The organism is Vibrio sp. 10N.247.311.14 (genome assembly GCF_041467715.1).
Lineage (GTDB): Bacteria > Pseudomonadota > Gammaproteobacteria > Enterobacterales > Vibrionaceae > Vibrio > Vibrio crassostreae_C.
Genome location: NZ_JBFSVE010000043.1, coordinates 1 through 18,840, shown reverse-complemented (window position 1 = coordinate 18,840; position 18,840 = coordinate 1). Strand labels below are relative to the sequence as shown.

The following is an 18,840-nucleotide window of genomic DNA, read 5'->3' as shown; positions in this document are numbered from 1 at the left end:
CATGGTAAGTTCTCATCGACAGCACACTCTCTATTTAGAGGCGCTGCGGCCGATTAGTTTACTTTATCCTCAGTAGGTTGTCTTTCTACTAAAGAGACATTTTCTGAAAAAGCCTCATTTTGAGCCATTTCAGCCAAGCCTACCGAAATCGGTTTCTTCACCTCAACACCGAGTTGCTTGAAGCTTTCCGCCTGACGGATCACATTGCCTCGCCCAGTCACTAGCTTATTCATCGCTCCTTGGTAGCTTTGGTTGGCTCTATCTAATGAGCTTCCAAGACCTTCCATATCATCAACGAACAGACGTAATTTGTCGTAAAGCTTGCTCGCACGTTCCGCGATAACTTGCGCGTTCTGATTCTGTCTATCGTTGCGCCACAAGTTATCAATGGTACGCAGTGCCACCAGCAAGGTGGTTGGGCTAACCAAGATGATATTTTGCTCCATCGCGTCTTTCACCAAGCTAGGATCCGCCTGAATCGCCACTTGGAATGCTGGTTCAACCGGGATAAACATCAACACGTAATCCAGACTCTGTATGCCTTTGAGCTGATGATAATCTTTCTGGCTCAAGCCTTTGATGTGCGCTCGCAGTGACACCAAGTGATCGCGCAATGCAGCATCGCGTTGCTGATCGGTTTCGGCATTGAAATAGCGTTCAAATGCCACCAGCGCCATTTTTGAATCGACCACCACTTGCTTGTCTTGTGGCAGATGCACAATCACATCCGGTTGATAACGCTTGCCCGCATCGTTTTGCAGGTTCACTTGCGTTTGGTATTCGTGGCCTTCGCGCAGTCCTGATTCAGCAAGCACGCGAGCCAGCACCACCTCGCCCCAGTTACCTTGTTGTTTGTTGTCACCCTTTAGCGCTTGAGTCAGGTTCACCGCTTCACGCGTCATACTCTCATTAAGACGCTGCAGGTTTTTAAGCTCATGCACCAAAGTATGACGCTCTTTGGCTTCTTGGCTGAAGCTGTCGTTCACTTGTTTCTTAAAGCCTTCCAACTGCTCTCTTAGTGGAGACAACAAACCTTCTAGGCTCTGCTTATTCTGCTGATCGACCTTGGCGGTTTTGGTTTCAAACAGTTGGTTCGCTAACAATTCAAACTGCTGCTTAAGTCGTGATTCAGCTTGCTCTAGCAACTGCAGCTTTTCGCTATTGGCGAGGTTTTCTTGGTCATGCCTTGCTTCTTGCTCGCGCAGCTCGGCTTCTAATTCAGACTTATGATCTTTAAGCACATTGATCTCATCAGCGTACTGCTGGCGCTCTTGCTTCACAGCCTCAAAGTAGCGCAGCTTTTCCATCGCAGCCATCACCTTACCGTGCGCCTGCTTGAGCTCGAATGCCGCTTTGTCTCGGTCATCATCTAACTCATCGAGCTCTTGTTGCGCCTCTGCGAGTGATGCTTTGAGCTGAGCTTGCTGAGATTCATGCAACAAACGATCGGACTCTAGCTGCTGCTCGAGCAATCGCTGCTGAAAAGAGAGCTTCTGTTTAATCCACCAACCCACCACACCGCCGCTGACGAGCGCGCCAGAAATTGCAGCAATAAGCGTTGCCTGATGTTCGATAATCCATTGCATGATAATGATTTAGCCTAATTGGAAATAACTCATTAAATGGTATTTTGATACTGGATAAATGTCCAGTTTGCCGTATTAAAATTCGACAGATAGACTAAGCGCTCCGTATTCTGTCCCATCAAATTAGAATGAGTTGCCATGAACGAACGTCGTGCCTTGGGCTTTGGCCTTTCCGCAGTACTGCTGTGGTCAACGGTCGCTACTGCTTTTAAGCTGACCCTTGCTGAGTTTTCACCTATTCAAATGCTGACTATCGCTAGCATTGTGTCGTCGATTGCACTGATCGCAGTCTGCGCTTTTCAAGGCAAGCTTTCTCAACTGAGTACTACGTTTCTTTCAAACCCTTGGTATTACCTGCTGCTCGGCTTGGTTAACCCATTGGCCTATTACCTGATTCTATTCAAAGCCTACGACCTGCTGCCCGCTTCTCAAGCTCAAGCCATCAACTACAGCTGGGCTATCACGCTAACCTTAATGGCGGCGGTTTTTCTGGGGCAAAAGATTCGTAAGCAAGATTGGATTGCTTGTACCTTCAGTTATGCGGGTGTGGTGGTCATTGCCACCAAAGGCGATGTGCTAGGAATGCAGTTCGATAGTCCACTTGGTGTGGCTCTGGCGCTACTTTCAACCTTGCTTTGGGCGGGATACTGGATTCTAAACACCAAAAACAAGGCTGACCCTGTGATTGGCGTATTGCTTGGTTTCTTAGTGGCATTGCCCTTCGCGATCGGTTTAACCATTTACGAAGGCGAGAGCTTTAGCCAAATCACAGCAAAAGGTTGGATGGCTGTGACTTACGTAGGCCTGTTTGAGATGGGCATTACCTTTGTCTTATGGCTATCAGCACTGAAGCTGACCAACAACACAGCGCGTATCAGCAATCTGATTTTTGCGTCACCGTTTATCTCGTTGATGCTACTTTCCACTATTATCGGCGAAGAGATTCACCCAGCGACCCTGTTTGGCTTGGTACTGATCATTGCTGGCTTAGTGATTCAACAGATCAAGTTTTCAAAAAACAAACCGGCGTAAATAAGAGCTAAAAGATTCAATTGAGCACGAAAAGCTATCGATAAAGTCGAATCTAGAGCTAGAGCACAATGTTAGATACAAAAATGGCGAGTCGTATGACTCGCCATTTTTATATAATTTAAAATCTAGTGAGTAAGCTAAAAGCTTAAACCCACTGACCCGCTGCAAAGCCAGAACTCCAACACCATTGGAAGTTATAGCCACCAAGCCAGCCCGTTACATCCATCACTTCACCAACGAAATAGAGGCCAGAAACGCTCTTACATTCCATGGTTTTTGAAGATAGGTGATTGGTGTCTACGCCGCCTAGAGTTACTTCGGCCGTTCGGTAGCCTTCGGTGCCGTTTGGCGCGATTTTCCAGTTTTCTAGATGCTCTACGATGTCATTCAGCTGTTTTTCATTGAACTGCTTGAGCGGCTTGTCTTCCAGCTCTTTGCGGTCAATCAACACTTCAACAAAACGCTTCGGCAGTGCTTTCGCCAAGGTGTTTTTCAGGCTCTGATTTGGGTGCTTCTCGCGAGAGTTAGCCAGCAGTTCAGCCACATCGACTTCAGGTACTAGATTAATCGAAACCGACTGACCCGCTTTCCAGAAAGAAGAAATTTGCAGAACTGAAGGACCCGATAGGCCACGGTGAGTAAACAGCAACGCTTCTTTGAACAAGGTTCCGTCTTGCGCGGTGATCTCAGCAGGAATCGCGATTCCTGAAAGCTCAGCGAAATCTTCTTTATCTTCTTTATGCAGAGTAAATGGTACTAAGCCTGCGGTAGTTGGCATCACAGACAAACCAAATTGCTCGGCAATCTTGTAGCCAAATGGCGTTGCGCCCAGCTTAGGCATCGACAAACCACCTGTCGCCACAACCAGTGAGTCACACTCAACTTCGTCGGTATTGAGGTGCATCTTGAAGCCAGCGTCTGTTTTTTCGATGGAGTGAACATCACAACGGTAGCGTTGTTCGACTTTCGCCTGCTTACACTCGTCAAGCAGCATGCTCACGATATCTTTTGCTGTGTGGTCATTCACACAGAACAACTGGCCGTGATCACGCTCTTCGAACTCAATACCGTACTTGCTCACCATCGAGATAAAATCCCAGTTGGTGTATTGAGATAAAGCTGACTTCACGAAGTGAGGGTTGTTACACAGGAAGTTGTTGGCTGAAACATCATAGTTAGTGAAGTTACAACGACCGCCACCTGAGATTAAAATTTTTCTGCCTGGTTTCTTTGCATGATCAACCACCAGCACTCGTCGGCCACGTTTACCCGCTTCCGCAGCACACATTAAGCCCGCGGCGCCCGCACCAATTACGATTACATCAAACTTTTCACTCATTGGGGTTCTGCTTTCTTCACTTTTGCAGCCCGAGTACACCCTGTTCTCGAAATGCCATCAATAAAAAAGGATGTGCATAAACAGCACATCCTTACTAATTGCTCGCTATTCTAGCGGCAAATTTAAACTTTGCAATTGATGTTCAATTGTACAATTTGCAGACAGCAGCAAAACCACTACTTGGCTTAGCGAACCAACAACCAAAGCTTCACACCAGAACCTAAGCTCTACTTCACACGTACTAAAAACTTAGACGATGAAAGAAGACAGCAAGGTTACACCTAGCAGAGCGGAAGAGAGTATGAATAACTGTCTTACACGATCGCACTTCGAAGTAAAAACTTCGTCATGATGATGGTGATATTCTTTACTTTTGATGTAACTGAACAGGCGAACCTGTTTGGTCATATTGCCATGGGTTGTGAAAAAACCGCCTCCGTCTACTTGTTGATAAAGTAGAGGATGCGCTTCTCGCATAATATAAATGAGCGTTCTTAGCGCAGTAAAATAACGCGCCCAGTTCACGCAAGTCACAACCATTAGTGCAAATAGAATAGTGTCGCCGCTGATCATCCTTTCCTCCCTACATCTTCATAAGAAAACTCAAAAGAAAAAGATAATCAGTGTCTTTTTCGTACTACCTAAACGGCAGGAGCTTCCATAATTGAAGATGAACCATCTTTTGCCAATTGCGCTAGGTCTTTATCAATAAAGAACAGTGCTTTACCGTCTTCACCAACAAGTTCTAGCTTATCCAATACACCTTTAAACAACTTCTCTTCTTCGTGTTGCTCTGCAACGTACCATTGCAGGAAGTTAAAGGTTGAGTAGTCTTGTGTGCTGAAAGCAACGTGAGCCAGTTTGTTTATCTTTTGAGTAATCATCTGCTCATGTTCATAAGTTTCACGGAACACTGCACCAAGGCTATCAAATTCATGTTTTGGCGCTTCAATCGCACCTAGAATTGGCATTGCACCTGTTTCACTTACGTAAGTGAAAAGACGCTGCATATGTTCCATTTCTTCTACTGCATGAACACGCAGAAACTCTGCTGCACCTTCAAATCCTTTGTCTTCACACCAAGCACTCATTTGTAAGTATAGATTGGATGAGAAAAATTCTAGGTTAATTTGATCATTCAGTTGCTCAACCATAGTTTTTGACAGCATTTAAGACTCCTAATTACATCCTCAATTTTCTCTACTATATCACTATTTAATGAATATCTCGCAGGCCATTAGTTAACCAATATTTCGAGCTGTCATTACGCAAGACAGTGGATATGAGATCACTTCAGCAAAAAAAGCCATCGCATAGTGCTAATCTTAAATCAGACAATGAATAAAGGAGGTAGCGATATGAGTTACAAACATATTTTGGTCGCGGTCGATTTATCAGAAGACAGCAAATTAATTGTGGATAAAGCGGTAGCATTGGCTAAGCCATTGGAAGCCAAAGTCTCTTTTATCCATATCGATATTAACTACGCAGAGCTGTATACCGGCCTGATTGATATCAACATGGCCGAAACCCAGCACAACGCGATGGAAGCGTCTCGTATTCAGCTGCAAAATTTTGCGGAGCACGCCCAATACCCGATCACCCATACCCTAGTAGGCAGTGGTGATTTGAGTCATGAGCTGTGTGACACCATCAACGAGTTCAATGTTGATCTCGTGGTTTGCGGTCACCATCAAGACTTTTGGAGCAAGCTGCTCTCTTCAACACGCCAACTGATCAACGCCTCTCCGGTTGATATGCTGGTCGTGCCTCTAAGAGATTCAGAAGACTAATGATTTAAGGTTAGGTAACATACAGCTCATATCTTATTAACGAAGTTTTACTATGAGCTATTTAGCTGGTGTTACCCTCCTATGGGCCTTCTCCTTTAGCCTGATCGGCGTTTACCTTGCGGGTCAGGTTGATTCTTGGTTCTCTGTTTTAATGCGTGTTGCCCTTGCTGGCGTCGTATTTCTTCCTTTCCTAAAGTTTCGCGGCGTATCGCGTAAGCTGATCGCTAAATTGATGGCAATTGGTGGTATCCAGCTTGGCCTGATGTACTGCTTCTACTATCAGTCTTTCTTACTGCTATCCGTTCCTGAAGTCCTTTTGTTTACTGTCTTTACCCCAATTTACGTCACGCTTATTTATGACTTTCTCAAAGGGCAATTCTCTCCGTGGTACCTAGTGACAGCGGCAATTGCGGTATTGGGCGCGGTATTCATTAAGTTCGCAGGTATTAACGAAAACTTTTTAGTCGGCTTCCTCGTCGTGCAAGGCGCGAACCTGTGCTTTGCTATTGGTCAGGTGGGCTACAAGGTGGTGATGGAGAAGGAATCGACCGAGTTGCCTCAGCGAACCGTATTTGGTTACTTCTACTTAGGGGCGCTATGTGTCGCGTCAGTGGCTTTCATGCTACTAGGCAACCCAGAGAAACTGCCCACCACCACACTTCAATGGGGAATCCTGATCTACCTTGGCTTGATTGCGTCGGGGCTGGGTTACTTTATGTGGAATAAAGGCGCGTGCATGGTGAATGCTGGCGCGCTGGCAGTGATGAACAATGCCTTGGTTCCTGCTGGTCTGGTGGTGAATATCCTGATTTGGAACAGAGATGTCGATTTGGTTCGCTTGTCTATTGGTGGCGCCGTTATCTTATTCTCTTTATTCGTCAATGAGACGTGGGTGAAGAAGCGCGTAGCAAGATCCGCAAGCAACGCTTAGCTGATTTGAACGAGCTACATGAGTCAGCTCGGATAACCCCAAAAAGCAAAAGAGCGACCTAAGGTCGCTCTTTTTAAATCATCGCTGTAGCAATAAACCATTCAAATCAACTTCAGTGAATTTGATTGTGGCTCACTACCTGAGTCTTGGTTTCAGTGAAGGCAACATCATCAAGTTGTAGGTTGATTCGTTCCAATTCACTTTCCAGCTTCTGACTTTTCTTAAACAGCTTTTGCTGCTTCTTAATCATCTTCGCCAGTTTCTTATTGTACTTCTCTTGTTTCTTAGCCGCTTTCTTCGCTTGTTTGAGTTCAGCTTTCTCATCACCGCTCGCCTTCGCCATCAGTTTTTTCAGCTTGGCTTTTTTCTGTGCGGCTTCTTTTTTGGCAAGCTCAGGGGCCATATCAGCGGCGGCTGGATCGAACATTTGTACGCTCGGTTCAATTGCCTCGTTGATTTCCGCAAGCGACAGTTCTGGTGCAGGTAATGTTTCCGCTAGCAGGCCGCATGCGACTTTCTCTTCAACGGGTTTGTTTTGACAACCAAGAGGTGGAATTGCGGTGGGTTTGCATAGATTCGCTTGATCCGCCGAAGAACGCGCGCAAGAACGACACACGAACTTAGGTTCAGTCACCAAGCTGTGGATCTCGCCCAAGTGTTCGGTGATATCTCGACGGTTTAACTTACAAAAGCGTTTAGCCATGCTTCAACTCCAGCTAAGAATAATAATGATTCTTAGTTAGATATACATCTGTAACGCGACTATCGCAAGTGTTAAATGGCAATTTATCGTATTTATGACGGGAAATTTTCTTAGCGTGTATCTAAGTTATTGATGCTTCAATTAAGTCATTGATGCTTTCACATAGACGTCAAAACGGTTCTTTTTGGTTTCGATCGCCATGCTCGGTTTTTGCTCGTCTAACCAAGCTGCGTAATCCGGTCTTTTAACCACAACTCGCTTCGATGCCAACTTCATCGCTGGCTCAAATAGGCCATCAGCATCCAGATCGGCACCCACCAAAGATTGGAATACGCGCATCTCTTTTTTGACCAGAGCCGATTTCTTTTTGTTCTCTGGGTGTGGGTACATAGGGTCGAGGTACACCACATCAGGTTGTTCAAAGTCAGGATCGTTACTGAGCTTGTCTAAAGCATCGTGACTGGATGCGTGAATCAACTTCATGCGTTCAGTTACCCAACCACCGATATCTGGGTCTTGTTGCGCTCGCTGCAAGCCATCATCAAGCAGTGCGGCCACAACGGGGTGACGCTCGACCATTTGCACCTTACAACCTAGAGAAGCCAACACAAACGCATCGCGCCCTAAGCCTGCAGTACCATCAAGAATAGTTGGCGTTGCGCCTTTGTTTAAACCAGCTGCTTTGGCAATCGCCTGACCTTTACCACCGCCAAACTTACGTCGGTGACCAACTGCGCCTCCCACTAAATCAACAAAGATAGCGCCAAGCTTGGGCTCATCGACTTTACGTAGCTCAAGTCGCTCACTAGTCAGTACCAAAGCAAAATCGCTGCTTTCATCATGAGATAAGTTCCAGCGGGTCGCTAAGTCATTCAAATGATCGATTTGGGTAGCATCTTCGCAAATCAGTTGTAGTTGCAAGGTCGTCTCCAACAGACAGTAGTATTCAAAACAAAAGAGGCAACCAGTTTACCTGATTGCCTCAACAATACATATTAGCGGTGAAAAGTATTCCCAGCTAAAGTCGGCTTACCTAAACCAATGGCTCTGTCTCTCGCTCTTGTCTTAACTCTTCAACAAGCTCTGCGAGTGGCTTAGGTCGCCCTATGATGTAGCCCTGCGCGCAGTTCACACCCAGTTCGATAAGCTTGTCGATAATCTGGGTATTTTCAACGAACTCAGCCACGGTGTGCTTGCCCATCTGCTTGGCAAGATCATTGATCGAGCGAACCATCACATGGTCCATCTCATTCACATCAATATCACGTACAAACAAGCCATCGATCTTCACAATATCGACAGGCAGCTTTTTCAGATAGCCAAATGACGATAGCCCTGAGCCAAAATCATCCAATGCAATCATGCAGCCAAGCTCTTTGATTCGAGTGAAGAACTTGATCGCCTGCTTCATGTTACTCATGGCCGCTGTTTCGGTGATCTCTAAACAAATCTTATGACACGGTATCGATGAATCGCTCAGGCTATCTATCAAAAATTCGACAAACTCACGGTTACCCATCGAGTGACCGGAAAGATTGATTGAACACATCCCCAGTTCCTCAATAACCTCAGGGCGTTGCTCCAACCAACCCAAGGTTTGACTGACGACTTGGCGGTCAATCAAATGCGCGATGTTATAACGCTCTGAGGCTGGCATGAAGATCCCCGGGGAGATGTATTCCCCTTGGATGTTCTTGATGCGGACCAAGATTTCAAAGTGCATTTTATCGCTGTCTTCATCTAGGCCAAGAATTCGCTGCGCAAACAACTCTAAGCGATCGTTAGCCAAGGCCTCATGCACTAGGTTAACGCACTCCATCTCAAGATGGCGACGACGCAGGTCTTCATCATCTTGATGGTAAAGATGATAGCGATTGCGACCTTCTTCTTTAGCGGCATGACAAGCTGCATCCGCCTGAGCGTGCACCATCTGTGGTGAAGCTGCTGTATGGTCGATCAATCGAATACCGATAGAGCACGTCAGGTTGAGTCGAATATCATCCCACAAGAATGGATTCTCACTCATCATCGAGATAATACTGCGACACACATTCACCGCATCTCGTTCAGTACAGTCTTTCATCAGCACAGCAAACTCATCACCACCCATTCGCGCTAACACCGCATTGTAAGGCAGTACGTCTTCTAGCAGTTTGGCGCTAAACAAGATCGCAGCATCACCCGCTTCATGTCCTGCGGTATCGTTCAGCACTTTCAGCTGATCCAAATCTAGGAACAACATTGCGTGAGTTCGCATGTGGCTCTCAACCTCTTTCAGCGCCTTTTGCAGCTCTTGCTCAAAGTGGTTGCGGTTAAAGGTGTCAGTCAGTAGGTCATAGCGAGCCTGATACTCTAGCTTTTCAGAAAGCTCGTGCGTTTCGGTGATGTCTTCACCCACAATCAACAGCTGATCAGACTCCACCAACGGGCGGATATTTTCACGAATCCAGCTCTTGCTGCCGTCGGCATGGCGATATTCGATATCACGACGCCACACACCACGAATCTTATGCTGAGGTTGCAGCAAGATATGGCGAGGAATCATCGCGTTCTCATCAACATAGAATTCTCTAGGGCGATGGCCCAACAACTGATCGAGAGGGTATCCCAAAAGCTCTTCGGCAAACTGGTTCACTTGTTGAATGCGATTATTGCCATCGAGCGTAATCATCATCACCGGCTGTTTGTCGTAATACAACTTCAAGTTTGCTTCACGTTGGAACAGCTTATTCTCAGCAAGCTTACGTGAGGTCACGTCGCGCGCCTCAAAGAGAAACTGAATGTCTTCGTCTTCACTGTCCGGCATCGGCTTCAATGAAATATCCAACACCATCGCACCGCGATCTCGACACCACACCTCGGCTTCAAATCGTAAGGCTGGGTGCTCACTTTTTGCGATGAAATATTCGGCTAGCACTTCTCGCGCAGAACTTTCCCAATGTTGGTGTTGTTGCAGCGGCGTTCCCAGTTTATAGCCTTGATTATAAAGCAGCTCATGTAACTTGCTGTTACTCGACAGCAGCACGCCACCCTTATCAATGATGCCCATAAATTGCAGGCTCTGATCAAATATCGACTCCAACAGTCGTTGGCTTTGGCGACTTGCACGTTCGCTCTTCTTCAGACGGTTAAGGTAATACACCAACACCGCGATAACACACGACATGCTCAAGAACATTAAACCGATGGTGCGAATTTCATCGCGATAGCGCATTAAGAATGACTTCGGCTTATTGAGGAAGGTTACTGAGGCTTCATTCTCTGCACCCAAATCCCAACGTGAGATCTGTTGGTAATCGAGTTTGATTTCTGGCGCGCCAGCAACCACCAATGGCAATGGAGCCTTAGGATTGTTCAGCACGCTCAACAGCACGCGCCCCGTGTCTCGACCTTGCGTTTCTCCACTGTGGATCACGCCACCAATCGCACCAAACCCAAGTCCTAAATCATGCACAATATACAATGGCATCTGAGTTTTTTTGTTGAGCTGACGCCAGTCTTCTTTGCTGCTGACCCGACCATTGATGTCGCGGTAGTAGGCCCAGAACAACAAGCTTTTAGTTAGATCAGCGCGTTGCGCGAACGTCATCAGTTCTTGATAAGAATCAGGCGTATATTGCTCCACCATCCCAGAAAACTCAGGGCGTTTTTGTAGAAATAAATCCACTTGAGCGCGAATAGCTTCACCCGTTACCGAGTGATCGGTAACCACGTAAACTTTTTTAACCGTCGATTGAAGTCGATTGATCAGCTCAATATTGCTCGCCATATCAATATCTTCAGTGATACCGGTTGCGTGCAAGCCTTCAATCATTTGCGGAGAAAAATTGTTGATGCCACCAAAAATAACGGGCGTGCCATTGAGTTCGGGCGCTAAGCGTTTCATCAGATTGAGGGCGTTATTATCACTGACGACTACAGCGGCAAACTCTTCATGCGACAGCTTAGTGCGGTATAGCTGATAAATTCGCTCTAAGTATTCAGCGTTTTGAGTTCGCTTGGTATCGAGATAAACAACCCGGTAAGATAACCCATCGCGATCGAGCTCATCAGATAGTCCTTTATGGAAATCATCTGTCCAGAAAAAGCCTTGATGATAAGAGTGAATAACCAACACATCTTTTGCCTGAGCTGAAGCAAAAACACTCCAACACATCACAATAAAAAATAACGAAAATCGCACTGAATTCACCCTAACCCTATAGTTACTGCTAATATTATCACCCTTGGCTATGATGTGTACTCAAGCCGGTATGTTTTTCATTCAACCTAAGGATTATGCATGTCCACAACCACAGCTCGTCTAGATGATCTAGACCGTGCCATTCTCAAAACCTTGATGGAAGATGCACGAACTCCTTACGCTGAAATGGCAAAGCAGTTCGATGTCAGCCCTGCGACGATTCACGTTCGCATCGAAAAGATGAGATCGGCAGACATTATCGAGCGAACGGAAGTTGTGGTAAACACCAAAAAACTGGGTTACGACGTGTGTTGCTTTATTGGCATCAACCTTAATGCTGCCAAAGATTACCACTCGGCGATCGCTAAGCTGAATGCCTTAGACGAAGTGGTTGAGGCGTACTACACCACTGGTGCTTACAATATCTTTGTAAAGCTGATGTGTAAGTCGATAGAAGAGCTGCAGTTTGTATTGATCGATAAGCTGCAAGCGATCGATGAAGTTCAGTCGACAGAGACACTGATTTCATTGCAGAACCCTATCAACCGCAATGTGAATCCATAACATTGATTCGCCTTGCTTGGCATAACGCACAGACAAAAAAAGAGCCTCTAACTAGAGGCTCTTTTCGCAATAAACTAGATAGTTACCGTGATTATGCGTTGATTCCCGCGTGGCGCAGCATTGCGTCGATTTGTGGCTCACGACCACGGAAGCGTTTGAACAGCTCCATTGGCTCTTCACTGCCACCCATTTCAAGGATGTTGTTCAGGAAGCGATTACCCGTTTCAGTGTTGAAGATACCCTCTTCTTCAAATGCTGAGAACGCATCTGCCGATAGCACTTCTGCCCACAGGTAGCTGTAGTAGCCCGCGCTGTAACCACCAGCAAAGATGTGACCAAAGCTGTGTGAGAAACGGTTCCAATCTAGGCTTGGCAGTACCGACACCTTAGACTTAACATCCGCTAGCGTTTCTAGTACGCGAGCACCCACTTCAGGGTCGTATTCTGTGTGTAGCGTGAAATCGAACAAACCAAGCTCTAGCTGACGCAGGATAAACATCGCAGATTGGAAGTTCTTCGCCGCTAGCATCTTCTCTAGCATCTCTTTTGGTAGCGCTTCACCCGTTTCGAAGTGACCAGAGATGAACGACAGCGCTTCTTCTTCCCAACACCAGTTTTCTAGGAACTGACTTGGTAGCTCAACCGCATCCCAAGGCACACCATTGATACCCGCAACTGCGCCCGCTTCTACTTGCGTCAGCATGTGGTGGATACCGTGACCGAATTCGTGGAACAAGGTCACCACTTCATCGTGAGTAAACAGTGCTGGCTTATCACCAACTGGCTTATTGAAGTTACACGTTAGGTAAGCAACCGGGGTCTGTAGCTCGCCAGATTCGGTAATGCGACGACCACGACAGTCATCCATCCAAGCGCCACCACGTTTGTGTTCACGTGCGTATAGATCTAGGTAGAAGCTACCACGCAGTGTTCCAGTCGCATCAAAGATATCAAAGAAACGAACTGACTCATGCCAAGTGTCTACGCCTTGACGCTCTGTTACCGACATACCAAACACGCGGTTCAGTACCTCAAACAGACCTGAAACCACATTAGATTCTGGGAAGTAAGGACGAAGCTCTTCATCAGAGATCTCGAACAGTTTCTGTTTTTGTTTCTCACTGTAGTAAGCGATGTCCCACAGGTTTAGCTCAGAGACACCAAATTCTTTCTCAGCAAACTGGCGTAGCTCTTCAACTTCTCGCTCACCTTGCGGTTTGGCTTTTACTGCTAGGTCGTTTAGGAAGCCAAGCACTTGGTCTGGCGTTTCTGCCATCTTAGTCGACAGTGATTTTTCGCTGTAAGTACTGAAACCAAGCATGCGCGCGATCTCGTGGCGCAGCTTAAGTTGCTCGGTGATGATCTCAGTGTTGTCCCACTTACCTGCGTTTGGACCGCGATCTGAAGCGCGCGTTACGTACGCTTCATAAAGCTCTTTACGCAGTTCTTGGTTATCACAGTAGGTCATCACAGGTAGGTATGATGGGATATCTAAAGTCAGTAGGTAGCCTTCTTGCTCTTTAGACTCAGCCGCCGCTTGAGCTGCCGCCAGTGCTGATTCAGGCATACCTGCCAGCTCAGCTACGTCTGTGATCTGCTTGCTCCAACCCATGGTTGCATCAAGCACGTTATTTGAGAATTGAGAGCCTAACTCAGACTGGCGCTTGCTGATCTCGCCGTAACGATGCTGTTCATCTGCAGGTAAGCCAATGCCCGACAATTCAAAGTCGCGCAGTGCGTCGGTAATAGTTTTTTGTTGAGCTCGGTTCAGTGCAGAGAATGCTTCACTCGCCTTGATCGCTTTATACGCTTCGAACAAGCCTTTGTGTTGGCCAACCCAAGTGCCGTATTCAGATAGCACAGGTAAGCAGCTCTCATACGCTTCACGCAGTTCGTCACTGTTCACGACAGAGTTCATATGGCTTACAGGTGACCAAATGCGACCTAAACGATCATCCACTTCTTCAATTGGAGCAACTAGGTTGTCCCAGCTTGGTGAAGTATTACCTTCAAGTACTTGTTCTATCTTGTTGCGACACGCTTCAATCACTTGCTCAACTGCAGGCTTTACGTGCTCTGGCTTGATCTGTGAAAACGGAGGTAAGTCCGTGAAGGTTAATAGCGGATTAGACATATAAACATTCCTTTGGCTTTAGAGACTTTCGTCTTTTTTGTAATGAGGTCGTCTTACAGTCATCAGGCTAAAGTTCGCCCTAAAAAATCACCTGCGAATAGTTATTAAATAGTGCCCAACAAGGCAAATTTCAATAGTAGAACCAATAACTAACTGCATATTGCTAGCGACTGTTCCTGAATTGTTCGAGAATTTATGGTCCATTGAGGGTTATAATAGTCTGATTAACCCCACCTACACTAACCACACTCTAATTCGAGAGTGTTACGAGAGTTTAATTTGTTAAGTTATCGCCACAGCTTCCACGCAGGTAACCATGCCGACGTAGTAAAGCATATCGTACAGAGCCTTATTCTTAATTCTTTGAAACAAAAGGATAAGCCTTTTGTTTATCATGACACTCACTCTGGTGTAGGTCGTTACGACTTAACGCATGAATGGTCTGAAAAAACCGGTGAATACAAGCAAGGTATTGCTCGTGTGTGGGAGCAAACAGACCTTCCTGAAGACATTCAAAGCTACCTTGAGTCTATCTCAGCACTCAACAATGGCGAAAAACTGCGTTTCTACCCGGGCTCTCCACGTGTTGCACGCGCGCACCTGCGCGATCAAGACCGCATGGTACTGACCGAGCTTCACCCAGCCGATCACCCGCTGCTTGAGCAAGAGTTCCACCGTGATCGTCAGGTATCTATCTACAAAGAAGATGGTTTTAAGCGCTTAAAGGGCAGCCTGCCACCAAAAGAACGTCGTGGTTTAGTACTGATCGACCCGCCTTACGAGCTGGCAAAAGAGTACCGTGATGTCGTGACTGCAATCGCTCAAAGCCACAAGCGCTGGGCAACCGGTATCTACGCAATTTGGTACCCGGTAGTAAATCGCTGCGATATCGAAGATATGATCGAAGGTCTCGAAGGCTTAGGCATCAACAAGATTCTACAAATCGAACTTGGCGTATCACCAGACACCAACGAGCGCGGCATGACAGCATCAGGCATGATTGTGATCAACCCGCCTTGGAAGCTAGAAAGCCAAATGAAAGAGATTCTTCCATTCTTGAAGGAAGCAATTGCGCCGGCGACCGGTCACTTCAAAGTAGAGTGGATCGTACCCGAGTAATCTCGAACTTAACGTCATGCTCTGACAAATATTAAGCAGATTGTGACGTACACGAATAAATTTTAAACAGGGAGATTGAGTTCAACCGATCTGCCCTCAATATAATAATTATACAATTTAAGAATCTATAGGACGTAGGTGTTCAGTGCGCTCACTGTACCCACAGCCTTCAATAAATGGAGAAAGTAATGGCGACTCATTTTGATTACATCTGTATCGGCGGCGGTTCAGGCGGCATCGCATCAGCAAACCGCGCAGCAATGCACGGTGCAAAGGTTGCACTTATCGAAGCTCAAGACCTTGGTGGTACTTGTGTAAACGTTGGTTGTGTTCCTAAAAAGGTAATGTGGCACGGCGCTCAAGTTGCTGAAGCGATCAACCTATACTCTGAAGATTACGGCTTCGACGTTGAAGTAAAAAGCTTTAACTGGAGCAAGCTGATTGAAAACCGCCAAGCGTACATTGGTCGTATCCACCAATCTTACGACCGCGTACTAGGTAACAACAAAGTAAACGTAATCAAAGGCTTTGCTAAGTTCGTTGATGAAAAGACAGTTGAAGTGAACGGTGAACACTACACAGCAGATCACATCCTGATCGCGGTAGGTGGTCGTCCAACAATTCCAAACATCCCAGGTGCAGAATACGGCATCGACTCAAATGGCTTCTTCGACCTAATGGAGCAACCAAAACGCGTTGCGGTTATCGGTGCTGGCTACATCGCAGTTGAGATCGCAGGTGTACTAAGCGCACTAGGCACAGAAACACACTTGTTCTGTCGTAAAGAATCTCCACTACGTAGCTTCGATCCAATGATCATCGAAACGCTAGTAGAAGTAATGGAAGCAGAAGGTCCAACACTTCACACGCACTCAGTGCCTAAAGAAGTTGTGAAAGAAGCGGATGGCACACTGACTCTACACCTAGAGAACGGCAACACTCAAAACGTTGACCACCTAATCTGGGCTATCGGTCGCCATCCAGCAACTGACGCTATCAACCTAGCATCAACTGGCGTTGAGACGAACGATCGTGGCTACATCAAGGTAGACGAGTTCCAAGCGACTAACGTTCCTGGCATCTACTGTGTTGGCGACATCATGGAAGGCGGTATCGAGCTAACTCCTGTAGCGGTTAAAGCAGGTCGTCAGCTTTCTGAGCGTCTATTCAACGGTCAAACTAACGCGAAAATGGACTACAAGCTAGTGCCTACTGTCGTATTCAGCCACCCACCTATCGGCACGATTGGTCTAACGACTCAAGAAGCTGAAGAGAAGTACGGCAAAGACAACATCAAGGTTTACACATCTGGCTTCACGGCTATGTACACAGCAGTAACCAAGCACCGTCAACCTTGTAAGATGAAGCTAGTATGTGCTGGCGAAGAAGAGACTGTCGTTGGCCTACACGGCATCGGTTTCACGGTTGATGAGATGATTCAAGGCTTCGGCGTTGCAATGAAGATGGGCGCAACCAAAGCAGACTTCGACTCTGTTGTGGCGATTCACCCAACGGGCAGCGAAGAGTTTGTTACCATGAGATAATCAACGTCTTAGTTGAGCACTCTTTAGAAGCAGGCCTTGTGCCTGCTTTTTTTATGTCCGCTTTGAACCCTGGTTCTCGATTCGACGTAACACAAATATCCACCTATCTAGAACAGCAATGGAGTTTGTTATGAATCTATTAATTGAATCATTTGAAGGCGGGATTTACTTGGCTTACCAAATCGTTGGCGAGCAAAAGCAGTTAATTAAGGACGACCATCAGCACCCAATGAAGTTTTTGAGTGTTAATCAAGCACGCGACCACTTCAGTGATCAAGGCGTAGCCTCGGCTACCCTCATCCATAACAGTGCTTATGACGAAATGTGTGGTGAACACTGTGGTAGCACACAGCCTTTCGAGATTGATTTGAAGTGGAGTTAAATCAACCTCAAATCAATCGCGATAAAAATTGAAAGGCTTGCATCAATGCAAGCCTTTCTTATGGGAGTCACTTTCACTTTTAATCACCTAGATTAGCGCGATGTCCGTTTAAGTCTTCGTTTAATGTTCTGCTCTTTCACTACAAAGTCGAATAGCGGAGCGAACAGGTTGGCAAACAAGATAGCGAGCATAATGCCCTCTGGATAAGCAGGATTGAGCACTCGGATGCCGACCGTCATCACGCCGATCAAAATCCCATAGGCCCATTTACTCTGATTGGTAAACGCGGCAGATACTGGGTCTGTCGCCATGAAGAAGGTACCAAACGCTACACCACCCAACACAAAGTGCCAGTAAAACGGCATCGAAAACATCGAGTTAGTATCCGACCCTATCCAGTTCAGTAAACTCGAGGTCGCCACAAGCCCAACAATCACACCGGCGACAATGCGCCAAGACGCTATCTTCATCACAATCAAAATCAACCCCGTCAGCATGATAAGCAGTGACGACACCTCACCCATCGAACCTGGAATATTACCGATAAAGGCATCCATCCAGGTGATCGCCTCGCCAGTCATATTATTGATTAGTGACGGGCTGCCGCCTTCATACCATTGACTCAGCGGTGTCGCGCCTGAATAGCCGTCAGCGGCAACCCACACAAGCCCACCCGACATGTTGGCTGGATAGGCGAAATAGAGAAACGCGCGGCCTGCAAGGGCTGGGTTCAAGAAGTTTCGTCCTGTACCACCGAACAGCTCTTTGGCGACAACGATACCAAAGGTGATACCTAAAGCGGCTTGCCAAAGCGGGATGGTTGGCGGAAGAATGAGTGCGAATAGTACCGAGCTAACAAAGAAACCTTCATTCACCTCATGTTTTCGTACAACGGCAAATAAAACCTCCCAGAAGCCACCTACCACAAACACCGTGGCATAAACGGGTAGGAAATAGAGTGCACCAAGCAACATCTGACTTTCCCAGCCACTTGCCACCAATGACTGCGCATCACCAAATGCCCACGACAGACGCCAGCTGCTTTCAATAACCGAGGCAAGTTCGTTAAGTTGATAGCTGGAGGTTAATGCGAGGACGCTTTGGTGTCCGACGTTATACATCCCCCAGAACATTGCCGGGAAAGTCGCCAGCCATACCAGAATCATGATGCGCTTTAGGTCAATGCTGTCACGAACATGGGTTATACCGCGGTTTACGTTTCCGGGTGTATAGAATATTGTCGCGAAAGCTTCATACACTGGGTAGAGCTTTTCGTACTTCCCTCCGGCTTCAAAGCGTGGAGCCACGTCTTCTAATCGTTTCTTTAAACTCATAATCTCAATCACCTTATTACTTGAGTTATGGTTTTCTACGCATCAGCCGCGCTATTTGAACAATTTTTAACGATTTTTAATCAAATTCGTCTTGAAGAACGAGTGTCTAAAAGTCGAACCGATGTTGAAAAAGAGAGGCGTATAATCGAGTAGGAGGAGGCCTCACGGCCTCCGTCCTCTCACACCACCGTACAAG

General features: G+C 46.6%; 16 protein-coding genes. 7 read left to right on the top strand and 9 right to left on the bottom strand.

The window, feature by feature from the left end:
- Nucleotides 1-53 precede the first annotated feature (53 nt).
- Nucleotides 54-1,586, bottom strand: coding sequence for a DNA recombination protein RmuC (gene rmuC / locus AB6F11_RS15485; protein WP_104216340.1), 1,533 nt, complete (start codon nucleotides 1,584-1,586; stop codon nucleotides 54-56).
- Nucleotides 1,587-1,724: 138 nt separating this feature from the next.
- Between rmuC and AB6F11_RS15480 the strand changes: the two genes are divergently transcribed.
- Nucleotides 1,725-2,618, top strand: coding sequence for a DMT family transporter (locus AB6F11_RS15480; protein WP_104216341.1), 894 nt, complete (start codon nucleotides 1,725-1,727; stop codon nucleotides 2,616-2,618).
- Between the two features lie 145 nt (nucleotides 2,619-2,763).
- Here the strand turns inward: AB6F11_RS15480 and AB6F11_RS15475 are convergent, their stop codons facing one another.
- The 3 genes from AB6F11_RS15475 to ftnA form a co-directional block, all read right to left on the bottom strand.
- On the bottom strand, nucleotides 2,764-3,957 hold the full coding sequence (locus AB6F11_RS15475) for an NAD(P)/FAD-dependent oxidoreductase (protein WP_104216352.1): 1,194 nt from the start codon (nucleotides 3,955-3,957) through the stop codon (nucleotides 2,764-2,766).
- 249 nt (nucleotides 3,958-4,206) lie between these two features.
- Nucleotides 4,207-4,530 (bottom strand): universal stress protein UspB, encoded by a 324-nt coding sequence (gene uspB / locus AB6F11_RS15470; protein ID WP_009848060.1) that lies wholly within the window; start codon nucleotides 4,528-4,530, stop codon nucleotides 4,207-4,209.
- A gap of 68 nt (nucleotides 4,531-4,598) precedes the next feature.
- Entirely contained in the window at nucleotides 4,599-5,126 is a 528-nt protein-coding gene (gene ftnA / locus AB6F11_RS15465; protein ID WP_004735556.1) for a non-heme ferritin, read from the bottom strand.
- 189 nt (nucleotides 5,127-5,315) lie between these two features.
- Between ftnA and uspA the strand changes: the two genes are divergently transcribed.
- Entirely contained in the window at nucleotides 5,316-5,750 is a 435-nt protein-coding gene (gene uspA / locus AB6F11_RS15460; RefSeq protein ID WP_017060149.1) for a universal stress protein UspA, read from the top strand.
- Nucleotides 5,751-5,802: 52 nt separating this feature from the next.
- Complete coding sequence (locus AB6F11_RS15455; RefSeq protein WP_017060148.1) at nucleotides 5,803-6,681, top strand: carboxylate/amino acid/amine transporter; 879 nt, start codon at nucleotides 5,803-5,805, stop codon at nucleotides 6,679-6,681.
- Nucleotides 6,682-6,793: 112 nt separating this feature from the next.
- Here the strand turns inward: AB6F11_RS15455 and AB6F11_RS15450 are convergent, their stop codons facing one another.
- From AB6F11_RS15450 to AB6F11_RS15440, 3 genes are all read right to left on the bottom strand, one after another.
- A complete protein-coding gene (locus AB6F11_RS15450; protein ID WP_017060147.1) occupies nucleotides 6,794-7,384 on the bottom strand; it encodes a hypothetical protein in 591 nt (196 codons plus the stop codon).
- Between the two features lie 141 nt (nucleotides 7,385-7,525).
- Nucleotides 7,526-8,305, bottom strand: a complete 780-nt coding sequence (locus AB6F11_RS15445) for a class I SAM-dependent methyltransferase (protein WP_017063046.1) — start codon at nucleotides 8,303-8,305, stop codon at nucleotides 7,526-7,528.
- A gap of 112 nt (nucleotides 8,306-8,417) precedes the next feature.
- Entirely contained in the window at nucleotides 8,418-11,540 is a 3,123-nt protein-coding gene (locus AB6F11_RS15440; RefSeq protein WP_104216353.1) for an EAL domain-containing protein, read from the bottom strand.
- A gap of 126 nt (nucleotides 11,541-11,666) precedes the next feature.
- Between AB6F11_RS15440 and asnC the strand changes: the two genes are divergently transcribed.
- Nucleotides 11,667-12,131, top strand: coding sequence for a transcriptional regulator AsnC (gene asnC / locus AB6F11_RS15435; protein ID WP_008218581.1), 465 nt, complete (start codon nucleotides 11,667-11,669; stop codon nucleotides 12,129-12,131).
- 91 nt (nucleotides 12,132-12,222) lie between these two features.
- On the opposite strand, the gene prlC is transcribed toward asnC, so the two are convergent.
- Nucleotides 12,223-14,265, bottom strand: coding sequence for an oligopeptidase A (prlC, locus tag AB6F11_RS15430; RefSeq protein WP_017071475.1), 2,043 nt, complete (start codon nucleotides 14,263-14,265; stop codon nucleotides 12,223-12,225).
- 279 nt (nucleotides 14,266-14,544) lie between these two features.
- Between prlC and AB6F11_RS15425 the strand changes: the two genes are divergently transcribed.
- The 3 genes from AB6F11_RS15425 (at nucleotide 14,545) to AB6F11_RS15415 (ending at nucleotide 17,310) form a co-directional block, all read left to right on the top strand.
- On the top strand, nucleotides 14,545-15,384 hold the full coding sequence (locus tag AB6F11_RS15425) for a 23S rRNA (adenine(2030)-N(6))-methyltransferase RlmJ (RefSeq protein ID WP_104216354.1): 840 nt from the start codon (nucleotides 14,545-14,547) through the stop codon (nucleotides 15,382-15,384).
- Between the two features lie 188 nt (nucleotides 15,385-15,572).
- Nucleotides 15,573-16,928 (top strand): glutathione-disulfide reductase, encoded by a 1,356-nt coding sequence (gene gorA / locus AB6F11_RS15420; protein WP_104216355.1) that lies wholly within the window; start codon nucleotides 15,573-15,575, stop codon nucleotides 16,926-16,928.
- Between the two features lie 130 nt (nucleotides 16,929-17,058).
- Nucleotides 17,059-17,310 (top strand): DUF6482 family protein, encoded by a 252-nt coding sequence (locus AB6F11_RS15415; protein WP_017631990.1) that lies wholly within the window; start codon nucleotides 17,059-17,061, stop codon nucleotides 17,308-17,310.
- Nucleotides 17,311-17,402: 92 nt separating this feature from the next.
- Here AB6F11_RS15415 and AB6F11_RS15410 read toward each other — a convergent pair whose 3' ends face one another.
- Nucleotides 17,403-18,644: an NADH:ubiquinone reductase (Na(+)-transporting) subunit B gene (locus AB6F11_RS15410; RefSeq protein WP_104216356.1), complete on the bottom strand. Its 1,242-nt coding sequence runs from the start codon at nucleotides 18,642-18,644 to the stop codon at nucleotides 17,403-17,405.
- Nucleotides 18,645-18,840 lie beyond the last annotated feature (196 nt).

What these genes read in the sequence shown, in the direction of transcription:
- rmuC (WP_104216340.1), bottom strand. Translation starts at nt 1,586, where the DNA reads ATGCAATGGATTATCGAACATCAGGCAACGCTTATTGCTGCAATTTCT.
- AB6F11_RS15480 (WP_104216341.1), top strand. Translation starts at nt 1,725, where the DNA reads ATGAACGAACGTCGTGCCTTGGGCTTTGGCCTTTCCGCAGTACTGCTG.
- AB6F11_RS15475 (WP_104216352.1), bottom strand. Translation starts at nt 3,957, where the DNA reads ATGAGTGAAAAGTTTGATGTAATCGTAATTGGTGCGGGCGCCGCGGGC.
- uspB (WP_009848060.1), bottom strand. Translation starts at nt 4,530, where the DNA reads ATGATCAGCGGCGACACTATTCTATTTGCACTAATGGTTGTGACTTGC.
- ftnA (WP_004735556.1), bottom strand. Translation starts at nt 5,126, where the DNA reads ATGCTGTCAAAAACTATGGTTGAGCAACTGAATGATCAAATTAACCTA.
- uspA (WP_017060149.1), top strand. Translation starts at nt 5,316, where the DNA reads ATGAGTTACAAACATATTTTGGTCGCGGTCGATTTATCAGAAGACAGC.
- AB6F11_RS15455 (WP_017060148.1), top strand. Translation starts at nt 5,803, where the DNA reads ATGAGCTATTTAGCTGGTGTTACCCTCCTATGGGCCTTCTCCTTTAGC.
- AB6F11_RS15450 (WP_017060147.1), bottom strand. Translation starts at nt 7,384, where the DNA reads ATGGCTAAACGCTTTTGTAAGTTAAACCGTCGAGATATCACCGAACAC.
- AB6F11_RS15440 (WP_104216353.1), bottom strand. Translation starts at nt 11,540, where the DNA reads ATGTGTTGGAGTGTTTTTGCTTCAGCTCAGGCAAAAGATGTGTTGGTT.
- asnC (WP_008218581.1), top strand. Translation starts at nt 11,667, where the DNA reads ATGTCCACAACCACAGCTCGTCTAGATGATCTAGACCGTGCCATTCTC.
- prlC (WP_017071475.1), bottom strand. Translation starts at nt 14,265, where the DNA reads ATGTCTAATCCGCTATTAACCTTCACGGACTTACCTCCGTTTTCACAG.
- gorA (WP_104216355.1), top strand. Translation starts at nt 15,573, where the DNA reads ATGGCGACTCATTTTGATTACATCTGTATCGGCGGCGGTTCAGGCGGC.
- AB6F11_RS15415 (WP_017631990.1), top strand. Translation starts at nt 17,059, where the DNA reads ATGAATCTATTAATTGAATCATTTGAAGGCGGGATTTACTTGGCTTAC.
- AB6F11_RS15410 (WP_104216356.1), bottom strand. Translation starts at nt 18,644, where the DNA reads ATGAGTTTAAAGAAACGATTAGAAGACGTGGCTCCACGCTTTGAAGCC.